Source organism: Winogradskyella sp. (genome assembly GCF_965228925.1).
Lineage (GTDB): Bacteria > Bacteroidota > Bacteroidia > Flavobacteriales > Flavobacteriaceae > Winogradskyella.
In genome coordinates, this window is the sequence record NZ_OZ245845.1 from 2,049,928 (window position 1) to 2,071,978 (window position 22,051).

Genomic DNA, 22,051 nt, shown 5'->3' on the forward strand with positions numbered 1-22,051 from the left:
CTCGTAATTTATTTATTGATAACGATGCGCCTTATAATTTTGGTAGCATTAGCTTCAATTTGTATCAGATAAACACCAGATTCTATTTGATTAAGAGCGATTTCTTCGTTCAAGATTCCCATATTTTTATTACGAATAGTACGATGTATCATACGTCCGTTGATATCGAAAATAGTAATATCAGTAACATCCATAGGAAGTGTCGATGTGATGTTAAAAGTACCTTTGTTAGGATTAGGGAAAATGCTTAAAGCGTTGGCTTTAAAATCATCATCTTCAACAGAAAGTGGTACTCCTGCACATATATTTAGTGAAAAGTTACGAAGGTCCCCACCAACACCGACGACATTATCAACGACAGTTAATGTCCATGTACCTTGAGCAGATGTATTGTATAAGGTCGATAAATCTCCCTCAGGTATAAAGTTTCCGGTAGATGGTCCCATATCACTAGTTATTGACGTTGTGGCCTCTTGATCAAAAACGGTATTGATATAGTGAACCCCTGGGTTTCCGGTAGACAATTCAATAACAGTACCAGTCGGTGAGGTCAGTGTAATGTCTAATTGTGCTCTTACACTATGAATAATGTTGATGCGCACATTGATATCCTGAATTGAAATATCATCGGTAATTTCAATTTCAGATGTTAGGGTGGCGACCATATTCCCAGGAATGGTTTGCCAAAGGTCTGTCGCATCGTAATCAAAACAACCTAGTGTATCAAAGGTAAACACATCAGAGCTTGGACCCGAATTACAAGTATTGGATGGAGTGACGCGCCAAAAATAGGTGGTGTTGTCTTCTAGACTGGTCATAAAGCTGTTAGTGTCCACAGAAGCCGATTCAACGATTGTCCCAAAATTTTGGTCGGTGGCAATCTCTATGAAATAAGAGCTGTGATTGCTATCGGCGTTCCATTGAAAAGTGATATTGTCAGAACTGGCCAGACCGTTATCTTCAGGTAGTAATAATTGAGTAGGATCAATAATAGTTTCAAAAATGTTAAGTTCAACCGGAATCAACCTGGTCTCCACAGGATTGGACCCTAGAATCGAAAAATTATAGTTGCCAGCATCCAAATTACCTGTGCCAGTTACGGTTGCTGTTATTGTAGAATTTACTGTTGTGATATTTGATGGCGAAAAACTAATGCTAGCACCGTTGGGTAAATTCTGAGCTTCAAAAGTGGTTATTCCAGAATAGCCGTTAAAGGCTGCGTAATCGAATGTAAATGTGGCATCGCCAGGACTACAAACAGCTGTGCTAGTCTGCAGAAAATCTAAACGAAACGTTTCGGTGCATATCATCAGCTCGACATTGTTTATAGAGCCACCATCACCAAAGGCATCATCAACTATGGTAATGATCCACTCTCCAGAAGACAGCGTATTATAAAATTGGGACAAATCCCCTTCAGGGATAAAGCGTCCCGAAAATGGCGCGCTTCCCGATGTGATTTCTTGGGTGGCCTCTTGATCAAAAACGGTATTGGTGTAATTTTGTCCATCCCCTCCGTTGTCCGAAGATAGATTAACTGTAGTACCACCGGGACTGGTGATGCTTATATCGAGATCTGCTGTAAAACTATGGGTGATGTCAATAGCAATATCGATATCACTGATCAATAGATTTTCGCCGACGGTAATAGAAGAGGTATATGTCGCGCCTCCTTGATCGGAGATGGATATTGGTAAGCTGTTATCGCCAAAAGAAAAGCAAGTTGCAGTACTAAAACTGCTAATTTCAGAGGTCATTGCACCACAGGCATTTTCTGAAGTAACTCTCCAATAGTAGGTCTTTGCAGCTTCGAGCTGAATTTGAGTACTGTCAATTTCTGTGGTTTGAGAACTGACCAAAGTATTAAAATTTTGATCTTCGCTTAGTTCAAATAAATAGGCTTCGGCATTACTATCCGTAGACCAGTTAAAAACGATTTCCGTTGGTTGGTCCGAGGATGTATCCATCGGACTCATTAAATTGGGCTGTTCAGTCACAGTATCAAAAAGCGATAATTCAATGGTTTCGGAATAGCTACTACTCAAAGCGGTCGCCACAATATCAAAACTGTAGTCGCCTGTTGACAGACCTGCTAAATTAGATATAGTGACTGTAACATCGGTATTATCTGAATTCGCATTAGCGGGATTAAATGAAATACTCGCTCCAGAAGGTAGGTTAGGAGCTGAGAATGTTGTGGTTTCACCAAAACTTAGAAATGTATCGTAGGTAAAGTTAAAGGTTGCATCTTGGGGTTGACAGGCTGAAACAGAGGTCTCCGAGGTTTCCAAGATAAAATCCCTTTTTTCTATAGTAAAATCCGAACTATTCATGGCAAAGAAGATATTGCCATGGCCTTCTACAATGATTCTGGCATTGGTAATAGTCGTGATATTTAAATCTGGTATAGTGACGTTGGCCATTCCTGAATTAGGAACACTAGAGGCTAAGGTCACTGGGAAACTAAGGCCACCATCAAGGGATAATAATATGTTAACCTCAGAGGTATTGACATTGCCACTATCTGTCCCAGCAACATCCCAGGTAATGGTTTGCTCAGAATCCACATACCAAAGATCGTTGGTTGTTTGTGATGTCACCAAAAAAGGTCCTGCATTATCGTCGACGGTAACTTGCATGGTATCGTAACTGGTTTGCCCAGATAATCCAACGCCTATGGCGCTACGATCTCTAACGGTTAAGGCGTAGTCCAAGGTTCTTTGAATATTGGAGACGGTTTCCCAATCGGAGTTTAAACTTGGATTGGTTTCCGTAAGCTGATTATTAATCACCCTTGTTAAATTGGGGATATATCGTATAGGATTCGAATTAGGTGGTAAGGATCGTACCATGGATCCCTGGTTCCAAGTAGGTCCGAATTCGTCATTGGTGACACTACCTGTATTTATACCTTCCCAACAATAACTTAGATTATCGTTGGTATCGGCATCAGTTGCGGATCCAACGAGTTTATAAGCTGTGCCTATAGGAATTGTGTAATCACTACCCGCATTGGCTACAGGAGGATTATTGGTTATTGGTATTGGGGAATTGGATTGCCAACAGTTGCTAGTGGCAAAATTATCGGTCATTTGCTTAATACTATGGTAGTGAAAATAGGGGTCTGGTTGGGTTTGTATATTGTTATTGCCAGCAATACCTGCATAACTCATTAGTGTAGAACCACTACCGGGTTCTGAATTGACCATGGTACCCTCGTCGATAAAGGAAAATGTATGATTGCCCCCCATTTGATGTCCAAATTCGTGAGCCACCACTATGTCAAAGTATTCTCCTTGAGGATTATTGGATGAGGTAAAGGCAGCACCTTTATTCATGTCGTTACTATTTAAGGTATCATCATCGGTACACACACAGCCAATACAACCCGCATTACCGTTTATTGCAGAATTTGTCGCAAATAAGTGACCAATGTCGTAGGCGCTATTTCCTATAGCTGAAGACAAGGTGTTCTGCAGTTGAACGCCCCACCAATCGGATGTAGCAAAGTTATCGGGATCAGATCCGATAATAAAGTCCGAGTAGGGATCGGTTATACTGTTTGTGTATATCAATTGGTCAAAATCCTGTATTTGAAAAGTTGCGGCAATATCGGTTTCAAAAATCACATTAACTCTTGTAATCGTCGCGTTAATTGCTGCTAAGGCATCTGCAACAGTACCTCCGTGATATTGTGTGTATTCTCCAGTTGCCGATACGGCCAATCGATATATTCTAAGTAACTGGTCATTCGCATCCCGGTGATGACTAGACGTATTTTGGCGTCGAACCCCAAATGGAGTGGTACAGGAGAACCCTGCTGTATCCAAATCGCTTTGATCCGAATTATAAACAGCATAGTAGTTATTTGATTCCCCAAAATATTGGATGTAGGCTGTTGTCCTGTCTACATCAATTATGGTGGCTTGAAGTCCTTTGTGGTCCAAACTAAATCTTATGATAGCACCAGATTTGGAATAGCCAATGTAAGATTTAATACTTGGATACTTAGCGGATAAACGTTTAGAGAATGTCGGTGCCTCAAAAATAGAATAAACTTCTCTACGTCCTGCGGTATTTGGAAACACCAGTTTAACATCGGAGGTTTTAAGTTGCCTAGCTCTTAAAGGAGCATTTGCCAAAGTATTGCGCAGACCTTCTAGGTCTAAGGTATAATAATCGACTTTATCGAATGTTTTAAATTCTCCATGTTCTGGAATGCTCGTTAGATGGGTTTGCTGCCAGGGATTCTGTTGTGCAAATCCCGCTAAATTAAATAATATTGATAAACAAAAAATAAGGTGTCGTAAAGCTGTTTTCATCACAAAATAAGGATTAGTTAATAGCATTTATCCTTACATCGTTGAAAACAATTTATGTGAGCATTCTTTGGCTAAAAAAGTTCCAATTATAATTTTAACCAACCTTGGCGTTTAGAAATTATGAAAGCAATGACAAGAAGCATAAGCCCGATAATCCAATAGGTATAGCTGCGTGATGTCAAATCTATTGGTGAGGCATCTCCAATTAATACCAAACCAGCCCAATATTGAGGCGCAACAGTGCGTCCCTTGGCCTTAGCTATGTAGCTGAGTTTCGCTTGTCTTAACGCCTCATCTTTTGTCAGTCCCGCTTTAATGTTGGTATAAAAGTACTCTAGGATTTTTGCACTGGATTGTTCATCAATTTTCCAGAGACTTGTTAAGATACTTTCACTACCAGCATAATTAAAAGCATGAGCTAATGATATCATACCTTCGCCGGGTTGATAGCTGGGTTTTCCTGTTTCGCAAGCAGTTAATATGGCTAGGTTCGACGCTAAATTTTGGTTGTAAATCTCATAAGTATAGAGAGAATTATTGTCGATGTGTTCTTCAGTTTCAAGGGGCTTCGCAAATATTAATCGACTTAACTCTGGAGAGACGTTATTAGATTCTGCATGGGTGCCGATATGAATGATTTTATGTTCTTTAGCTTCTTGAGTAAAAATTTGTTTGGAAGCCTTTTCGTTGATGAATGAATTGCCGTTAAAGTATCTGGAGTATTCTTCGGCTATATCAACCGTAAAAGGTTGAGGAAGTAAGGTCAAATACGTTTTATCTAAAAAAATAGAGTCTTTAATTGCCGTGACATAATTGGTTTTCATTTGCTGATTAAATTCAGGAGTGAAGGCAATGAAATTGTCTTTAAAAAATGTTGGTGATTTAGATTGATCGACTAATAATAAGCTATAGTTATAAGATATGTTATAGCTGTTTAATAAACAGGTTTTGGCGAGCTCTTTATGAGTGTTGACGTCCAAAGGAGATAAGGTCTCAAAGCTTAAATTAAACAACTCGGCATCAGGGATGATAATAACATGATCGGTACTAATATCCTTAGAAAGAGGTTTCCATAAGGAATCATAAAGCGCTTTGTAGTTTTTAGTGCTAGGATCATTTATGTTGAGCAAGTTCAAAATCTTTTCAGCATTTATTTTGTGAAGTTTTATACTGTTTTTGTTAATGACGAAGGCAAAAAGATTGTGGTCCACAAAGAGATATCTCACAATACTTGTGTCATTGTTTAATTTTAAATCACTTAGCTCCAAGGGCTTTACAAATGAAGCATACTTTAATTTGTAATATTTTGGGAAGTCTTTTTTTAAGCTATTGAGTAAAGCATTCCAGTCGTTATTTGTTGCTATGAAATCTTCGATATTACCGTTACTTTGAAGGCTGGCGTTTAATTGTCTTTTTAATTCATCTTCTCTATCCAATATCTCGTTTGGAATGTCCTGAAACCTAATATTGGAGTCAACATTGAGATGCTGTCTTATTTTATTATAGACTTTTGATTCGTGTAAGTTAAGCGCTTCTAAAAGATACTTGGTGTCACGAGTTATGTCGAATAGCATTATTGCTGTTTTTTTTGCCAATTCGAAAAGCTCATCATTATCAGCGATGAGCATGGACACATTTTTATCTTCGAATAAAACGGTTTTTTGCTGTTCTAATAGGGATATACCCTGCTTTAAGTTTTTGAATTGCTCTTTTAAAAACACTTGAGATGTATCTCTTGTCAGCGCAAAGTCTATTTTGCTCTTCATCAATAATGCGGAGGGTTTCTTATAGCTCGATGTGAGCCTATTGTAAGTGCTATCGGCAGTCTTGACGGACGAATTTATGATGTCTAGACTCTTATTGGCAAACTCCAAGGCTTTATCATATTTCTTTGAAGTATAGTAAATGGTAGCAAGGTTTAAGGCTTGAGAAATTTCAAGATGTGTTTGTTTACCTTGATTTTCAACTAAATAGTTATAGGCTGTAGTCGCTGTTTCAATCGCCTTTTCTTCGTAGCCGTTTCTGGAATAAAAACCAGAAAATGTTTGCATGGCATCTAAGTAAAATTTGTCGTAGTTACTTCCAAAAATACTTTGGTACAATTCAGAACTTTGTTCGTAATAAGATTTTGCATCTTCCACCTCTCCGTAAAAATCTAGAACGAGACCTTTGTAGTAATACGCATCGGCCAATCCTAAGTAATTTTTTTCTTTGGCATTGGCATAAATAGTTAAGCCTTTATCAATGTATCCTTCGGCAACTTCATAGTCCTTTAGCCTTAGGTGTGTATTTCCTAGTTGTAATGAGGTATAGGCTATTTCCATTTCGTCTCTATCAAGGGCATTTGTCTTTAACTCTAGAACGTAATTAAGTAGATCCCTTGCTTTCACCAAATTGCCCTGATCCGTCAAGTCAGCAGCGTAATTTTCAATCGTCAATAATAAAAACAGCCGAGCTTCTTCTTTAAAAAAATCTTTGCCTGTCGCTTTGGATTTTATAAAGTTATCGTAGTTTTTAATAGCTTTTTCGTTATACACAGCAGCATTCTCCAAATCTCCAAGAATGGAATAAACAGAGCCTATGTTAGATTGTGTTTTTGCTTTATGATAGAATTTATTCATCGGTGTAGGCTCAAGCTTGTTTATGATAGCCTCTCCCTTTTTAAAATAATATAAGGCACTGTCAATTTTATAAACGTCCCACATTCTAGCTCCCAATGAATTGTAGGCATCCAATACTTTGGACTTATCAGACTTTGGATAGGAAAGATAGTATTCAAGAGACTTTTTACTGTGAAAAGTGGCTTGCTTTATATCTCCCATTCTTCTGTAATCAATACTTAAATTGTGGTGGATAAGCCCGAATAAATCACCGGTCGCTTTGGGTATTTTATGTGTATCTTCAAGCGCCAGTAAGTTCTGCTCTTTAGCCTTTGGGTAATCCTTTAAAAAAACATAGAACCTCCCAAGAACCAAATGTTTTTGTCTTGAAACTTCTAAAGAATCTGTCAGATTGGTAATATGATTTGCGAATTCATTTACAGTATTGATGGCATCCTGTTCATCTTTAAGATGGAATTGAATCTTGCCATAGTAATAGATGAGTTTTGTGAGATTTAGGTAATTCTTTGCTTTTGTTAGTTTTTCAATAGTCGTATTTAGAACAGAATCAGCTTTTTTAAATTTTTGTTGTGCAATAAGAGAATCTATAGCTTTGACTTCAAAGCGTTCATTGTTTTGCGAAAAACTATAGTTTTTCGCGATTAGAAGGAAACACACAAGTACATAAGGTCTTAGGCAATAGTTAAATTGTCTCATTATTAGCTATGTATTTTAAGTTGTTAGTTCTTTAGTTCAGACAGAATCGCTTTGCTATTTTCGATACTAGATTTTTCTAAGTTTTGCCTACTCTTTTCTAAACTTCCAGTTTTTAAGTAGGCCAATCCTAAATAATAGTAGGTGTCATTGATAAGTGGGAAACTAGCATTTTTACTAGCGGTATCTAAAAATGGAATCGCCGTTTGTGCTTCTTCATCTGCCAAATAGGCCACTCCAATAAAATAATTTAATGTGTCATTTTTAGGATGTTCCATAAGCTGTTTTTCCCATTTAGAAATCGCAACTTTGTAATCACCTTGCTTATAGTTGACCATTGCTTCATAAAACTCATAATTGGCATTACTACTCATGGTAGTTGGTAAGCCGGGATCCGGACTAAAATACTTGGCATATAACTTTTCGTTAGGATTGCCCGATAAGAACCAAGCACTACCTGCAGCAATGATCAATGCAGCTGCAACAGCGATTCTTTTCCAGTTTAAAAATTTTACTTTAGGCGGGACGATAAGGTCCTCTTCATTCGTTAATAGCTCATCATGAAAATGATCCAACTGCTCTTTCAGGGCTTGGGCTTCTAAACCAGATAATACCGTTTTTATATCTTCAACTTTTTCTGCGAATCCCTCCTCATTTTGTAGTCGTTCTTCAAATACAGACAAGTCTTCATCCGAAAGCGTTTGTGTTAAATAAGCTTCAATCCTTTCAAATTCTTCTTCTGATATGTCACGTAAGTCCATTGCTATTAATTATTATTTAGGGCTATTTGTCTTAACTTTTGCATACATCTGTATTTTTTATTTCTTGTAGAAGCTGCATCTAATTTGAGTTCCTCGGCTATGAGATTCATGGACTTCTTTTCAAAATAAAACATACGAAGTAAGCTTTTACATGCCTCGCCCAAATTCTTAAAGGCTAGCATTACATCTTCTAATCGTTTGTCTTTTAAAATGTCATCATCAATACCATTATTTTCTTCATCTTTTATTTCAAAATGGGACAAGTGTGAAGCGGTTATCGTCTTTTTATAGCCTTGGGAGCGCAAGACATCCATCCATTTGTTTTTAGCTATGGTGTACAGATAGCCGTTAATTGAAGACTCGCTTTGTGGAATGAATTTATCTTGTTTAACATTTTGCCAAACGGCTAAAAAGGCCTCTTGAAAGATATCTTTGGCATGTTCTTTTGTACCACTATTTTTCAGAATTAGGGCCTCTATTTTAGGGTAGTTGTTTGTATATAGGCGTTTTAGAGTGCTTGAGTCATTTCGTTTTATGGCACCAACGACCTCTAGTCTGTAATCTAACTTGTATGCGTCCCTCATGTTAATAGCTAAACATTAGAAAGATACAATTAATTCGAATGATTACAAATGTGTCGCTACCAAATCATATTTTATAGGATAAATTGCTGTTATAGCTCGTATATGTATATAATATGATCTTAGCTGAAGCACCTTCAAAGCACAAGGGAATACGTGATTCTCATTAATGTTTTAGACCATAAAATTCATAGTATTGCTTAAATAAAGAAGGATCACTATAATTAGTGATCCTTCGATTCTTTTTTAGGAATTATGATATTTTTTTAGTTTCTGTTTTCATATTTAGGTCGCTTAGGGTCTTTAAAACTAGTTTCAAGACGTTTCATCACTTCCTTAATACCGGCTTCGAGCTGAGCATCTTTCCCTTTAGCCAGACTTTCAAAATCTTCAATGACTTCAATATCAGGGTCAACTCCATGTCCTTCTTTGAACCATTCTCCAGAGGGATCATACATTCTAAACGTTGGTACGGTGACGCCGCCGCCATCAATAAGTGATGGGGCACCAGATATACCAATGAGTCCTCCCCAGGTTCTTGTACCAATTAATGGTCCGAGATTACGTTTTCTAAAATAATCTGGGAAAGCATCACCTCCAGAGCCACTAAAACCATTAATCAACATTACTTTGGCCCCGAAGTTCCCAGCTGGTGGCCATGCCCAATCTTTACCATCTCTAACGGCCCAAAATGCAAGGGGTTCTCTATCTAATAACTCTATGAATCGGTCAGGAATTTGACCACCACTATTAAAACGTTCGTCTATAATCATTCCTTCTTTATCCATCTGAGCATAGAATTGTCTAACCAGTTCATTTTGTCCGTCGATACCAGTACTTCTCACGTAGATATATCCCACTTTACCGTTGGTGGCCTCATCGACACGTTTTCTGTTATTTTCTATCCAGGCCAAATGTCTCAATCGCGTTTCTGAACGCAAGGTTTTTACGATAACATGTCGAGAATCCTTCATGCTTGGGCTGCTATTAACTGTTAATTGTATAGCATCGTTCGCTAAGCCTTGCAAAGCCGCCGAAATAGGTTTGTTGGTATCTAAAGGAGTGCCATTGATTGCCAAAATATATTCCCCCTCTTTAATGTTTAATCCCGGTTTCGCCAAAGGGGATCTTACTTCGGCATCCCAGGCCGCCCCAGAGAGAATTTTAACGATTTGAAAAGCGCCATTATTGACTTCAAAATCAGCACCTAAGTACCCAACATTCATGCGCTTCGAATACTCCATATCTCCTCCACCATTATAGGTATGGGACGCATTCAATTCGGCAATTAAATCACCAATAATAATGTTGACATCACTTCTGGTATTAGCCTGTTCTACAAGATTACCGTAGCGCTTTTTCATTAACTTCCAGTCTACGCCATGCATATTGGGATCATAAAAGAAATCACGTTCAAATCGCCAAACATCGTTGAATATCTGCTTCCATTCCTCTTTTGGTACGATAGTCATGGTCATCTCATCTAAAGGAACGGTCTTATCTATTTTTTTCTTCTCCCCGATACCTATAACCGCCAATTTTCGACCCTGTCTCACCAGTAATTTTTTTCCATCGGCAGATATTTTGTAATTATAGACATCTGGAATGACCATTTTTACTTTGCGCTGATCAAAATCATAATAATGCAATGCTGCTGAGTTACCAGGGCCGGATCCAGAATTTGGATACTTATTAAAAAGTAATTTACCTTTTACGGCATTGAGATTGTTGTAGTTTCCGGCAGGAATATCTAATAGTTCTATTCTGCTTTCGAAGCCGTCAAAATCGATCTTTGTTGTTTTTTCATCTTTATTGTCAGACGTCTTCTTGTCGTCGTCGTCTTTCTTTTTATCGTCATCACCTTTCTTTTTGTCCTTGTCTTTTTCGTCCTTAACTTCTTTGAGGGCATCATTTTTTACATTCAGCAAAGATTCTGCTGATTTATCTAATGTGGCTACAGCTAGATTAGAGGAATTCGGATAAACAAATGTATTGTCCATATCCGAATAGACTGGTCTGAAAGTACGGTTTGTAATAAAGAAGAGGTGCTTGCCATCTTTACTAAATGTCGGTGAATAGTCCGAATAGTACCCCATTGTTAGTTGCTTAATTGCCGACTTTTTTATGTCATAAACAAATATGGCCGACCTAGCTCTATTGTCTATACCTCTGGCATAAGCAAAATAATTACTATCTGGTGACCAGGATACCGAAAAGTTCTGCAAATTGCCTTGAAACATATACTTTCCGCTGTCGACTGTCGTTTCTTTCCCACTTTCAATATCTATATATTTAATTTTCATGGCCTGATCTACAAAGGCTATTTTTTTACTGTCAGGGGACCAATAGATACTGTAATAAAAGCCACTTTTGTTTTTTGTAACCTTTTTAGGTTTATCGTTACTCTGCATATTATGAAGCATCAGCTGATATTCGCCGTCAACGTCGCTCCAATAAGCCAAGTGTTTTCCATCGGGTGACCATGCAGGACTGCGTTCGGCAGTTCCCGAGGTGTTAGAGATATTGGAAACGAATCCCTCTGTAGCCGGTAAATTAAATAATTCGCCTCGCGCCTGAACGACGACACGGTTACCGTCCGGACTTAAGGTAGCATCCTGAAAATAATTTGAAACACTTTTTATTACAGGGATACGTTCCTTTTGGTCAGAGATAATCTGAATATTTACTTCATTAGTCTTTCCTGATGCAATGTCATAGATATAGAGGTTTCCGCCAGCTTCAAAGATGATTTGACTTTTGCTACTTTCTGGAAATGTAATATCGAAATCTTTAAATTGAGTCAGCTGACTATTGGCTTTTGTTTTGGTATCATATTTCCAAAGGTTATTTCTTTTATTCGGGCCATTGTCTGACATATAATAGATGGTCTCGCCAATCCACATTGGTAACTCATCATTGGCATTATTCGTGGTGATGTTCTCAGTCTTAAACGTTTTAAGATCAAAGACTAAAATATCTGGGGCAGTACCACCGCGATAGCGTTTCCAATTTCTTGACACTCTGGATCTGTCTGTATAGGCTATTTTGTTTCCGTCATTTGAAAATGAGGCATACTCCCCATAAGGGACTTCAAGCTTTGAGGGTGTACCACCATTAATAGAGACCGTGTAAAATTGGCTATAGCGTTGGCGACCACTTTCTCTTGATGATGCAAATAAAACTGATTTTCCATCCGGTGTCCAACCTAATACACGATCGTACATGCCATGATAAGTCAAACGCTTAGGAATACCTCCTTCAATGTCAATAACATAAACATCATTATTGCCATTATAATTTGCGGTAAAGGCTATCATTTTTCCATTTGGTGAAAAACGTGGAAATTGTTCGGGGCCTGCAGGAGAGGTTAGTTTGTTGGCTGTACCACCAGATTTTGGAGCAATCCAAACATCATCACCATATGTAAAAGTGATATGGGTATTTGAGATATCGGGGTACTGCATAAGTTTACCATCGATTTGGGCTGTTGACGATACTATGGCTAGTAGCATAGCAACCAGAAAAAATGTTTTTTTCATTTTATGATTGATTAATGATTAATAAGGCTCTAAGGTAGTGAAAAGTATTTCAGAATCGAAACCGCATATCCTGTTCGTTTAAAGCATAAATAATCGAAGCATTTTTAATGAAACGGTTAGCCCTAAAATTCCCTAATCCTCATGTTTTAACAATAGTCTTGCCAGCCCAGCCACCACCAACAACAATTAAAAGGATGCCTGCCCAGCGCATAAGATTGAATCCCGATGAAGGAGGATCCATATCGAATTCAAAAACGGACTTTCCGTAGGCATTCTTTTCCGTTTTTATTTTTTTGGCGTTTTCCGGTAGTTCTATAATAAAGGTTTGCTGCAGTTGACCGCCGTATTCTGGGGGACTACTGACTAACATATATTTCGTCTCGGTAAGTTCGGTAAGCTGTGCATCCTTCTGGTCCGTATCTACAATCCATTTGCCGCGTTTGTTGATCTCGCATACACCATAAGCGTTGAGGCTAAGACTAAAGGAACGGTTCATGTCATCTTTTTCCAATTTAAAATCATCTAAGAAATAAGCGGGCATAGAGCGTTCCATGTCGCGCTTTAAAGCCGATTGATTATTACCGTAATTGGAGTTCCACAGCTGCCATTGTTGGGCATTCATGGTCATGGATACACTAATCTTTGCATTGCCAATCTCATCGATTTTCATTTCTATTTTTTGTTGACTTTGACCGTGTGCTCCGATACTAAAAAGTAGACTTAAACACACTATAAATTTTACTATTGATTTCATGATGTTGTTTTTTATCTGATACTATTATACACTTGATTGATGATTCCCGAATTCTGATTATACATATAATCTGGTGCTCCAACGGCCACAATCCTAATGCCCCCTTGCCGCCTTATGGCTTTACCAATCCAATTGAAGGTACCATTGGCAGAGTAGGTTTGTCCTGCTAGAGCATTTCCATTAATTTGATATTGGACTTGCATGCCTAAGCCCGATAAATATTGATTGACCGTAGCCATACCTTGTTGTGCATTGCTTGCAGGAATATCGTAAATGGTTACTGTGGTCATTTGGTCTGGTGCTACAACTTGCGCGGTAACTATTGGTATTTGAGGTGCAGGATGCATCATGGTTTGCCAACCCGTCGGAATGGAAAAAGAAAGCGCATTGCCTGTGCGAAGGCCTGGCTCAGGAATTCGAATAGAAGGATTTCTTGGAGTATTAGGTTGTATATCTTGACCACCCGACCAGGAAGCCACAATATCATCGACCTTTTTGCGCATAAAATCATTGTCCTTAAGGTTCATTTCCGTGATGCCATTGGCATTGGCATAATTAATATCCACAAAAGTGAATCTGGGATCTCCTTGTCGCGACATTGTAAAAAGGGTGTCCAGTTGTTTCTGCCCAGTCATAAAAGCTTGCTCAGCACTTGCAATACTGCCAAGGCCTTCTCCACCAATACCAGTAGCTTCAATGGCATAATACTGTCCATTCATTTTAAAACCTGGATAGGCATGACCAGGTGAAAAGTAAATGATGGGATCGATACCGGCACCAGATAATATGCTAGCGTATAAACAACTAAGCTCTATACATAATCCCGTATTTCCGGTAATGACTTCGCGAGGCAATCGCACTTGTTGAACCATAGATTGCACATCGTCTAAACTTTTTGGTACGCCTTTAGTACCGCTATATACCATATGCGATCGTCTTGTGGCTTCATAAATACCTTTTAAAAATCTCACAGCATCTTCGGGCTTTCTAGAAACTGTAGCAGCTTCACCTTTCAGGATTTTTTCTTGAATGTTTTGCGTGTAATATTTTACTATAGGATCGTTTGTTGTGACAAAACAAGCAACCAGAGGATTGTTGTCATAGATATCCGAATAGGTTAGAATTTCTTCCTTTTTTACTCCCGTATATACAAATTCGTTTCTGTTTGTGATCCTAAAATCAAAGTCTTCTTCGATAATGTCATCGTCTTCAATGCCATCCCATGTAATCTCAATGTCGACTTTTTCGATGGATTCTGTCGTTTTTTCGGTAATGTCCGAATCGAATTTAGGATAACAGGGCACCGCCAGGGTCTGGCCTGGAAACATCTCACCAGAAACGGTCAACTCGGTCCAATCGATATAATTGGGTATACGATATTTAACAGTTACATCCTCCAAGGTTTTAGAAGAATTGTTAGTGATTTTTGCTTTGAATAAATAATACTTTCCGTCTAAGGCATCTGGATTTGCATAAACGTGATGAGCTGCTGGCATTATAAATTCAGCCTTTTCGATAACTATATCGACATCTTCGGCACTGCCCTTAGAGCTAGATATAAAACTAAAAGCAGTCAAGGCTATTCCGATAACACTAAGTGCTAATGGGATGGCTAGTTTTTTCATGGTGTATAGAGTTTAATTCGTTTTTTACTTATCGATGTTCTATAAAAATGTCATCATTTTAATCTCAAAAATGGCTTAAAAAAGAATGACCATATGCGGACTTTGGATGCATCTTTAATTGTGAAATAAATAGTTGAAAAACGACTAATAACTCAGGTTAATCTTTAGAAATAGACTGCTAAGAGCAGGTGTTAAACTCAAATACCACCTAGTTGTGATGATTAATGATTTGATGTGCTCTATAAGCAAACACCATTGAATATAGGTCTACCAAGATATGAAGTAAAATAGGTAACCAAAGTGATTGCGTTAAGACATACGCCGTAGAAAATACGAAGGCAAGAATGAAAGCCGCGAAAGTGTTTTTTGTGCCTGTAGTTGTTAAATGACCTAGCGCAAATGGTAAATTGGCAAGTATCATGGCTATCGCGATATGGAGGTGTTGGGATAGATACCAAAACAAAAAGCCTCTGTACACGATTTCTTCACAAAATCCAGCTATAAAAGACACAATGATAGTGACGTTCAGCTCGTTTTTAGTTGCTGGTAATAAAAAATGAATGGCGCTATTGGCTTCATAAAACTTTGTTGCTGAGTTCTTACTCAATCTTATCTTTCTTAAAACAAATAGCCCTAGGAGAGCTATGAAAAACAGGGCTAATACCCAATACGGTTTACTCATAAACGTCAAACCAAGAACTTCTAAACTTTCGTGATATACTAAAAAAGGTGTAATAGATAGTATAGTAAGAACGATTAGAATAATTCCAGTTTGTTTAAATATAGCAATCTTCATTTCGGGATTAGCGATAATTAGTTGTTTGGTTTTTTTGCCGTTCCAAATGGCATAAGTAGGAAAAATAACACCCACAATTAACGCAGCTAACAAGTATAAATTAATTGTTGTCATTTTGGTGTTGATTTAAAATAGATTCCCAAATTTTTTGGTCTTCTTTAATTACAAACTTGTTTTTAATGACATCAGCCCCATTTTGTATTTGATCTAGTTTTGGAATGATAGATAATACTCTCCCTTTGTCAATGTCTGCTTCGGTATATCCTTTTTGAATAAAAAACCTTTTTAAATCTACGTAGATGGCGTCTAGTTTATTCTGTATTTGACTTATATTATCCACTTCAAATACCTTGATTAAGATACCCTCTGATCCAACATTCATGTCGTTTTTAATTTTTAAAACAATAGCTCTTATGTCATCTGGTGCTAGTATAAAATGCTTTTTAAAAGCTCTGGTAAATGTTTCGTAATCACTATATCCAAACATTTCTGTTAATTCGGAGACACGTTGTGTGTCGGAAATAATTAAGGCATAGGCCTTATTCATTTTCATCTCTTCAATAAACTCAAATGGTGTTCTGCCAGTTTCTTTTTTGAATACGCGATGAAAATAGCTTGGAGACATACAACCAACACTAGCTAACTCATTAAGCATCAATTTTCGCGATAAATTAGCTTCAATATAATTCAGAACCTTTAGTATTCTCATGTCCATAATTCAAAATTAATTAATGCTTTAAAAGTTTGTATGACAAATCTTGACATATGTATTAAATACACTTAGAAGCCTTCTTTTTGTAGTATGAATATTAAAGGTTGTAACTTTGCACTTTAGTTAGAAATCATCCATGAATCACAAAGCAGGTTTTGTAAATATTATTGGTAACCCCAATGTCGGAAAATCCACACTTATGAATGCCTTTGTAGGTGAAAAATTATCTATTATCACTTCTAAAGCACAGACTACAAGGCACCGCATACTAGGGATTGTTAATGGCGATGATTTTCAGGTGGTTTTGAGTGATACTCCCGGGATTATTAAACCGGCTTATGAGTTACAGGAGTCTATGATGGACTTCGTGAAGTCAGCGTTTGAAGACGCCGATGTTTTAATTTATATGGTAGAAATAGGAGAGAAGGACTTAAAGGATGAGGCTTTTTTTAAAAAAATAACCAGCTCAAAAATCCCTGTTTTACTGTTGTTAAACAAAATTGACAATTCTAACCAAGAGCAATTAGAAGAACAGGCCGAACTTTGGCAAACGAAAGTGCCTAATGCTGAGTTTTATCCTATTTCCGCACTCAACGGATTTAACGTTAAAAATGTGTTTCAAAGAGTTATAGAATTGTTACCAGAGTCTCCACCGTTTTATCCTAAAGACCAATTAACGGATAAACCAGAACGCTTTTTTGTGAACGAGGCCATTCGAGAAAAAATATTGTTGCACTATAAAAAAGAAATTCCCTATGCTGTTGAGGTCGATACCGAGGAATTCTTTGAAGAAGATAAAATTATTAGGATACGCTCGGTGATTATGGTGGAGCGCGAGACCCAAAAAGGTATTATAATTGGTCATAAAGGCACAGCCTTAAAGCGGGTAGGGGTAGAAGCTAGAAAAGATCTAGAGCGATTTTTTGGAAAACAAATACATCTGGAACTGTACGTAAAGGTGAACAAAAATTGGCGAAGTAACCAGGGTCAGCTTAAACGTTTTGGTTACAACCAAAAGTAGTTTAGCTCATAGCATGAATATCTTGACTTCGTAGCGTATCTCTCATAAAACCATGAAGTTCATGCATTTGATCCATCCCAGCTCTTTTGCCTAGACGCCCACTAAAGTAAAGTACAAACCAAATAACTATCATTAATAAGGTTACAAATAGTTGGATGGCAAAGGTATTGTCCAATGACCAGTTAACATAGGCCCAAATGGCAAAGCCTAAAAAAATACAGCCGACCATAAAATGCAAAAACATAAATAGGGTCCACACGGTGGGATTAGGGCCAAAAAGCCCATAAATAATGCTGATATTTTTGTCGTCATAATCTTCATTGATTTCTAAATGCAGTTGTGGTGACCAAAAATGTTGTTGGGCTTTGGGGATTTTAATAAACACATGGTCATCGACTCGTGTTACAATAAAATCGGACTGTTTTTTGCCTTCAGTCTCAAATAGCGACAATAGACTTTCATTGTCATGACTGACATTGAATTTAAATCGCGGTCTTAAAATGATTTCATTAGAAAGTTCCATGGCAAAGCTTATGGATTTCAATTTACATATTTTCTGATTGAAACTCAAAGTTCAAAAGATTAGGGACTAAATTTTGCAAGTTCAACTAATCCTACGGTCAAAGCAAGCTCTTTTTCAGATTATATACTACCTTTGCGCCAATAATTTAGTTATGGGAAATATCGTTGCTATTGTAGGACGGCCAAATGTGGGGAAGTCCACATTTTTTAATCGCTTAATCCAAAGACGGGAGGCTATTGTAGATGCTGTTAGTGGGGTAACAAGAGACCGTCATTATGGCAAGACCGATTGGAATGGTAAAGAGTTTTCCCTTATTGATACGGGCGGTTACGTTGTGGGTAGCGATGATGTTTTTGAGGCCGAAATCGATAAACAGGTAGAGCTTGCCATTGATGAAGCGGATGCCATAATTTTTATGGTCGATGTAGAAGCTGGTGTGACGGGGATGGATGAAGATGTTGCTAATTTACTGCGGAAAGTAGAGAAGCCTGTTTTTTTGGTTGTTAATAAAGTGGATAATAATAAACGTGCCGAAGATGCTGTAGAATTTTACGAACTTGGTCTTGGAGATTACTATACCATTGCTAGTATAAATGGCAGTGGAACAGGTGACCTGCTCGATGCTGTAGTAGAGGCCTTACCGGAAAAAGATGAGGTAGAAGAAGAGCAATTGCCACGATTTGCTGTGGTGGGGCGCCCAAATGCAGGTAAATCGTCTTTTATCAATGCTTTAATAGGAGAGGAACGTTATATTGTTACCGATATTGCTGGTACTACCAGAGATGCTATTGATACCAAGTACAATCGCTTTGGATTTGAGTTTAATTTGGTGGATACCGCCGGGATTCGTCGAAAATCTAGAGTTAAGGAAGATCTCGAATTTTATTCGGTAATGCGAAGTATTCGGGCCATAGAACATTGTGACGTTTGTTTATTGGTACTCGATGCCACGCGCGGCTTCGATGGGCAGGTTCAGAATATCTTTTGGTTAGCCGAACGCAACAGGAAAGGGATTGTCATTTTGGTCAATAAATGGGACTTGATAGAAAAGGATACCAAAACGGCCAAAGATTTTGAACAGCATATTAGAAAGGAAATCGCCCCATTTACAGACGTCCCGATCGTATTTATTTCTGTATTGAATAAGCAGCGTATTTTTAAGGCTATAGAAACGGCTGTTGAAGTCTATAAAAACCGCACTAAGCGCATAAAGACTAGTGTACTTAATGAGGTCTTACTGCCCATCATAGAGCAAAATCCACCACCGGCTTATAAGGGTAAGTATGTAAAGATAAAGTACATTATGCAGTTGCCAACCCCGCAGCCTCAGTTTGCGTTTTTCTGTAATTTACCACAGTATGTAAAAGAGCCTTATAAACGTTTTTTGGAAAATCAGTTACGTCACCATTTTGATTTTAATGGTGTTCCTGTTAGTGTATACATGCGTAAAAAATAGTATCTTCACATGGCTATGTTGAAGGTAAATTCATACTCATTATTTTTTTACTTAGTTATTGCCTTTTTACAAGGATACGCTCAGGATGCACCACAGGTCAATGTAGTGGGTAACCAGTTATACTGTGGTGAAGCGCCAATGCCGATTGTTACGGATATCAGTATCTCAAGCGGTACAGGTAGTCTGGATGTGGCCTATATACAAATAACTACAGGCTACTCTTTCGGCTCTGATATTCTTGTATTAACTGGTGATCACCCAAATATTTCAACATCATGGTCTTTTCAAACAGGGTTGCTAACATTAACTGGGCCAGCAAGTTTTGATGATTTTGAAAATGCCATTAGGGATGTCAGGTTTCAAACTATAGAGAGCAATTTTACACAAGACAAATTTTTTTCTATCAACTTAGGGGTTGCAAATTATCTTCCAGCTACGGGCCATTATTACCTCTATGTGCAGGATGTTGGTATAACTTGGACAGATGCAAAGAATGCCGCAGCAGCCTCTAGCTATTTTGGCCTGCAAGGGTATTTAGCGACCATCACAACACCAGAAGAAGTGCAGTTAACAGGTGAGCAAGCTGCAGGAACCGGTTGGATTGGCGGTACAGATAGAGCTCAAGAGGGTGTTTGGCGTTGGGACGCTGGACCTGAAGCAGGACAAGTATTTTGGAATGGTGCTGTAGGAGGAAGTTCCCCCGACGGGATGTTTGCTTTTTGGAATACTGGCGAACCCAATAATTTAGGCGATGAAGATTATGCACATATTACCGATCCTAACGTTGGTATTTTAGGATCTTGGAATGACCTCGCCGTTACGGGCTCTACCGATCCAACAAGTGCTTATCATCCTAAAGGTTATATTGTAGAGTTTGGTGGTATGGATGGAGATCCCGAGATCAATGTGTCCGGTAGTACGGTTATCATAATGCCCAAGACCGAGATTGTAGCAAACAACGCTTGCGATGATGGGGTAGTGCAGATTAACCTCACAACTAATGCGGATGAGGTCTTTTGGTATGAAACAGAAAGTGCTACAGCGGTACTTCATACAGGACTTAATTATGAGCAGTTCATAGATACCGATACGACCTTTTATATTTTACCAGTATTTAATGGTTGTAATGATGGCAATAGAATCCCTATTACGGTGAATGCTTTTAACTCACCAATTGCTAATGATATCACTATAATACAATGCGACGACGAAGTTGCTGATGGAGTGTCGAACTTTAATCTCAATAATTATACAGATGATGTAGTAAGGGATGAGGCCGGAGATGTTGAACCGACATGGCAGATTTCATTTTTCGAGGACGCCGCACTAACAATCCCAATCAATGGCGATAGTTATGAGAATACCCAAAACTTTCAAGTGATTTATGCTAGGGTTTTTGATGAATTTTCAGGATGTGTCAGTAGTTCTCAGGTGACCTTGCAGGTCAATTCGTCCAATGGTGTTTCTGCGAGCCTTGAGGTCTGTGATGATTTTATTGAGGATGGCTTTGTGTTTTTTGATTTGACCCAAGCCGATAGCCAGATATTGGAAAATGCACCAGTTAATGCGGCGCTGAGTTATTATAGAACTTATAATGAAGCCTTGTTGCTGGTTAATGCCATTACGGAACCCTATTTTAATGAGGTGGCTTATAGCCAAACGGTATATGCCAGAGTGGATATTGACGATGTCTGTTATGCCATTAACGAAGTCTATTTAACGGTAAAAGATCTTCCGAATGTTACCCAATATGAAGAAGTCTATTACTGTTTAAATACCTTCCCAGAAACGATGACACTTGGTGGTGGTATTATAGGTGATATTCCTAACAATTATGCTTATGAGTGGTCCACGGGAGAGACCACGATTAATATTGAGATTAATGAAACGGGCACTTATGAGGTATTCGTCACCAGACCAGCAGGCTGTACCAATCGAAGAACTATTAGGGTATTCCCATCCAGCACCGCCTTAATTGAAACTATTGAAATCAATGATGTATCCGAAAATAATACCATTACTGTTTTGGTATCAGGTGATGGTGATTATGTATATGCTTTAAACAATGAAAATGGTAGCTATCAAGCCTCTAATGTGTTTGAAAATGTCCCTGCGGGAATCCATACTATTTATGTTCGGGATATTAAGGCAGAATGCGGTATTGTTTCAGAAGAGGTTTCCGTTTTAGGATTTCCCAAGTTTTTTACACCTAATGGGGATACAGTTAACGATACTTGGCAAATCAAAGGCTTTTCGTCCCGGTTTCCCAATACGGCCTCCGTGAAAGTCTTTGACCGTTATGGCAAGCTAATGACAGTACTCAATGCAGAAAATCCAAGTTGGGACGGTCAGTACAATGGCCATTTGCAGCCTAACGATGACTATTGGTTTCTCGCGGAATTGGTAGATGGCCGAACATTTAAAGGGCATTTTAGTTTAAAGCGCTAAGGATAGGGCCTGAGGTAAACAGGTGTTTTCTTGAAATAGACAAATTAAAATACAATCAAAGCCTAAAGATAAGGCCGCTCACAAATGTAAAAACGACAATAACATCTCAAGTCGTCAAAACTATAGAGCCCTTATCATATCTAGGTTAAGGACGGTTTAACGTTCTTTTTTATAGTTCCTTTTTACGGTAACCCCTGTT

The 22,051-nt window shown here is 38.2% G+C and carries 13 protein-coding genes; 3 read left to right on the forward strand and 10 right to left on the reverse strand.

Annotated elements, in window-relative coordinates:
* Positions 1 to 8: 8 nt before the first annotated feature.
* The 9 genes from ACO052_RS08375 to ACO052_RS08415 all read right to left on the reverse strand — a co-directional run bounded on the left by ACO052_RS08375 (position 9) and on the right by ACO052_RS08415 (position 16,401).
* Positions 9 to 4,322: a reprolysin-like metallopeptidase gene (locus tag ACO052_RS08375; protein ID WP_422107557.1), complete on the reverse strand. Its 4,314-nt coding sequence runs from the start codon at positions 4,320 to 4,322 to the stop codon at positions 9 to 11.
* Between the two features lie 86 nt (positions 4,323 to 4,408).
* On the reverse strand, positions 4,409 to 7,639 hold the full coding sequence (locus ACO052_RS08380) for a CHAT domain-containing protein (RefSeq protein ID WP_422107558.1): 3,231 nt from the start codon (positions 7,637 to 7,639) through the stop codon (positions 4,409 to 4,411).
* Positions 7,640 to 7,662: 23 nt separating this feature from the next.
* Entirely contained in the window at positions 7,663 to 8,397 is a 735-nt protein-coding gene (locus ACO052_RS08385) for a tetratricopeptide repeat protein (protein WP_422107559.1), read from the reverse strand.
* 5 nt (positions 8,398 to 8,402) lie between these two features.
* Entirely contained in the window at positions 8,403 to 8,981 is a 579-nt protein-coding gene (locus ACO052_RS08390) for an RNA polymerase sigma factor (RefSeq protein WP_422107560.1), read from the reverse strand.
* A gap of 263 nt (positions 8,982 to 9,244) precedes the next feature.
* Positions 9,245 to 12,517, reverse strand: coding sequence for a S41 family peptidase (locus ACO052_RS08395; RefSeq protein WP_422107561.1), 3,273 nt, complete (start codon positions 12,515 to 12,517; stop codon positions 9,245 to 9,247).
* 139 nt (positions 12,518 to 12,656) lie between these two features.
* Positions 12,657 to 13,271 carry a hypothetical protein gene (locus ACO052_RS08400; protein WP_422107562.1) on the reverse strand — a complete coding sequence of 205 codons (615 nt, stop codon included), beginning with the start codon at positions 13,269 to 13,271 and terminating at the stop codon, positions 12,657 to 12,659.
* Positions 13,272 to 13,282: 11 nt separating this feature from the next.
* The gene (locus ACO052_RS08405) at positions 13,283 to 14,896 is read right to left on the reverse strand and encodes a hypothetical protein (protein WP_422107563.1); all 1,614 of its coding nucleotides are present in this window, start codon (positions 14,894 to 14,896) and stop codon (positions 13,283 to 13,285) included.
* Positions 14,897 to 15,104: 208 nt separating this feature from the next.
* On the reverse strand, positions 15,105 to 15,806 hold the full coding sequence (locus tag ACO052_RS08410; RefSeq protein ID WP_422107564.1) for a CPBP family intramembrane glutamic endopeptidase: 702 nt from the start codon (positions 15,804 to 15,806) through the stop codon (positions 15,105 to 15,107).
* Positions 15,793 to 16,401 (reverse strand): helix-turn-helix domain-containing protein, encoded by a 609-nt coding sequence (locus ACO052_RS08415; RefSeq protein WP_422107565.1) that lies wholly within the window; start codon positions 16,399 to 16,401, stop codon positions 15,793 to 15,795. The genes ACO052_RS08410 and ACO052_RS08415 overlap by 14 nt, the downstream gene beginning before the upstream one ends.
* 139 nt (positions 16,402 to 16,540) lie before the next feature.
* Here ACO052_RS08415 and era point away from each other — a divergent pair, with 139 nt between their 5' ends.
* A complete protein-coding gene (gene era, locus ACO052_RS08420; protein WP_422107566.1) occupies positions 16,541 to 17,425 on the forward strand; it encodes a GTPase Era in 885 nt (294 codons plus the stop codon).
* Position 17,426: 1 nt separating this feature from the next.
* Here era and ACO052_RS08425 read toward each other — a convergent pair whose 3' ends face one another.
* Entirely contained in the window at positions 17,427 to 17,969 is a 543-nt protein-coding gene (locus tag ACO052_RS08425) for a GTP-binding protein (protein ID WP_422107567.1), read from the reverse strand.
* A 130-nt stretch (positions 17,970 to 18,099) separates the two neighbouring features.
* Between ACO052_RS08425 and der the strand changes: the two genes are divergently transcribed.
* Both der and ACO052_RS08435 read left to right on the forward strand, forming a co-directional pair.
* Entirely contained in the window at positions 18,100 to 19,404 is a 1,305-nt protein-coding gene (gene der / locus ACO052_RS08430) for a ribosome biogenesis GTPase Der (RefSeq protein WP_422107568.1), read from the forward strand.
* Positions 19,405 to 19,413: 9 nt separating this feature from the next.
* A complete protein-coding gene (locus ACO052_RS08435; protein ID WP_422107569.1) occupies positions 19,414 to 21,852 on the forward strand; it encodes a T9SS type B sorting domain-containing protein in 2,439 nt (812 codons plus the stop codon).
* Positions 21,853 to 22,051: the final 199 nt, after the last annotated feature.